Origin of the sequence: uncultured Cetobacterium sp. (genome assembly GCF_947039425.1) — a bacterium.
GTDB lineage: Bacteria > Fusobacteriota > Fusobacteriia > Fusobacteriales > Fusobacteriaceae > Cetobacterium_A.
The window spans coordinates 1-2,993 of the sequence record NZ_CAMQYW010000247.1 but is presented as its reverse complement, the minus strand read 5'-3'; the positions used below and the strand labels follow the sequence as shown (position 1 = coordinate 2,993).

Sequence of the window (2,993 nt, the reverse complement as noted above, 5' to 3'; positions counted from 1 at the left end):
ATTTACATAGAGAGGATTCCTATACTAGTCCCCCGGCTCGTATTATTAATCACTCACAAATAGATTTTTCAAAAAAATAGGTAGGAGAGGGAAATTTCCCTCTCCTATCTATTTTTATTTATCAAAACAATGAGTATTATTTAATCTCCAATAAGATCATAATAAGTAGCTAGTTAACTATACTTAAATCCAATATATCTATGATTTATTATTACTCTTGATTAAAAATACTTTTCAAAGTATATATGAAATAAAAAGGAGTTTTTATGAAGAATTTAGAAAAACAACTTAAAGGGTATTTAAAAAGAAGATATAAAATTAATTTAAGTTTATTAGTTGTATTTTTAATTACTGGACAACTTGGATATTCTTTAGATATTTATGAAGATTGGATTAATAACGGAACGCTAAATGAAACTATCAATATTATGCTTCCAAAAGTTAATATAACTAATAATGGAATTATTAATTCTGATTCTAATAATTTAGAATATTCTAAAAATGCTATATTAAGTGTATGTAATAATTACAACAGTAATCATAGTAGTATTGGAAATATATTTAATAACGGTGTTCTTAGGGGATATTCCAATCATTCTGATTCTTTCATTTCTGGAAATGGCATATTGAGTAAAAGTTCTAATTCTAACTATAGTGATGGTAGTAGTAATATTGGAAATATATTTAATAATGGTACTATTAATGGATATTCCAATTATTCTGATTCTCTCTTTTCTGGAAACGGTATATTAAGTCTAAGTAATAACATCAATTATGACCATAGTCATAGCAGTATAGGTAATATAAATAATAGCGGTATTATTGGTGGATATTCAAATTCTTCTCATACATCAATTTCAGGAAATGGAATTATTAGTTCTAGCTATGGTTTTTTTACGAAGAGGAGCAGCATCGGAGATATATTTAATAATGGAATGATTATGGGATCTAACTATGCAATAATTTCAGATAATGGAAGTATTGGAAATGTTACTAATAATGGAATATTAGCTGGTAAACATATTATTTCTAGTGATATAATAGATGCTTATAACAATAATGGAATAGAGATACTTTTAAATGAAAAAGATGAAATAAAAGAAATTTTTAATGGTAGTAATAATACATCTAATAATGGATATTCTATAATAAATGCACAAAGGTACGATAAAAACGGGAATAAGACTGAGGAGAAAACTCTTTCTACAGATAGTTATATATCATCATCTGAATTAACAAATTATGATAATTTAATAATAAACGGGGCTGGAATTAATATTGGAGCTCTAGTTATTGATAAAAATATTAATATTAATGATAGCATAATTAATGGATATGAAACTGCTGTATATTTAAAAGGTGAAAATAGTTTACAAGCAACAAATACTACTTTTAATGGCGGTGGGTTAAAAAATGATATAGATGTTATTGTAGGTGATAATGATAATAATAGAATCTCTATTCTTGGAGATTCTATTATCAATGGAGATGTGAATTTAAATGATGGAAATGATAATTTGTCTATTGCTACTTCTACACAAATAAATGGAGATCTTATTGGAGGAATTGGAAAAGATACTCTTAATCTTATTAATTCAAATAAAACTTTAAATATTTATAATAATATTTCTGAATTTGAAAATTTAAATATCAATGGGAATACAACTTTATTTGAAACATCTAAAATTACTGGAGCTGAAAATATAACTTTATCTAGTGGAATTTTAACATTACGAATTGATACAACTAAAAAAGATTCCAATGGAAAAGTTATTGGTCATTCTTTATATGAAAATAGCGGTATTGTTAATTCAAGTGGAGGTAAATTAAATCTTGGCTTAAATGGACTTGGAGAAAATACAATTATATCTATGGGAGAAACATCTATTAATCCATCTCTAAATACAAATTATGATAATACAGATAAATTAATTACAGATTCAATAGTTTTAGATGCTACTTTAGTTGATGGTTCTAATGGAAAACATATTAAAATATCTGTTATTGATAAATTACCAGTAGATCCTTTAACAATGGGTCCTGAATTATATGATCATTTAAACAGCTCTTATAAATCTATTATTTCTTCTGGAGAATTAGGAAAACTAGCTAATACAACATTTGTTGATAGAATTCCTGAAGCTTTATTAGTTAAAGCAACAACAACTCCAATAAAAACATATGATGATGCTATGGCTGGTCTTTTAGGAATTTTAGATCAAATAAGCACTAATAATCCTTATACTTATACTTTAAAGTCAGGTAGAGATAGTTTAAAACTATTTGAAGATAATATGTCTTATCTAACAATAAAGCCAAATAACAATCAATGGATAGTTCAAGGTAAAGCCATTTACACAGGTGTTAAAGTTGATAATGAAGTTTCTGGTAAAGGCCATTATGGATTTGATACAGGTCATAGAAATTATAAAACTACAACAAACACAGTTGGTGGACTTACAACATTTGAATATGGATTATCTAATAAAAGTTCTTTAGGATTAGTGTTTGGAGGAAATAATCAAGATGTTAGCTTTAGAGGTTCTAATTCAATTGATGGAAATTCATTATATGTTGGTTCATTTATTAAAACAGAAATAAATAAATTTAAATTTATGACAGGTCTTGGTTATCAATATACATCTAATGATGTTGATAGAAGTGTTTCTAATCAATATGATTCATTTAAAACAAATGAAAAATATGATGTTAATTCCTTAAATTTCTTTGTAGAAGGAAAGTACTCAATAAATATAGATAACCAGTGGATAATAGAACCTAAAGTAAAACTAAGTTACTACTTTGTAAATCAAGATAAAGTTAATGAAGGTTATTCAACTGATCAACTTTCTATTGGTGTAGACAAATTTACAACTAATACTGGAGATTTAGAAATAGGTTTTGATTTTAAAAAAGAGTTATTATACAGTAAAGGCAAATTAAATAACATTCTATCTTTTGGAGTAATAAATACAATAGGTCCTAAAGAGGAA

General features: G+C 25.8%; 1 protein-coding gene. It reads left to right on the top strand.

The annotated features are described in order from the left end of the window. Positions 1-266: 266 nt before the first annotated feature. On the top strand, positions 267-2,993 hold a 2,727-nt coding region (locus tag Q0V09_RS09940; protein WP_297489115.1), incomplete at its 3' end, for an autotransporter outer membrane beta-barrel domain-containing protein.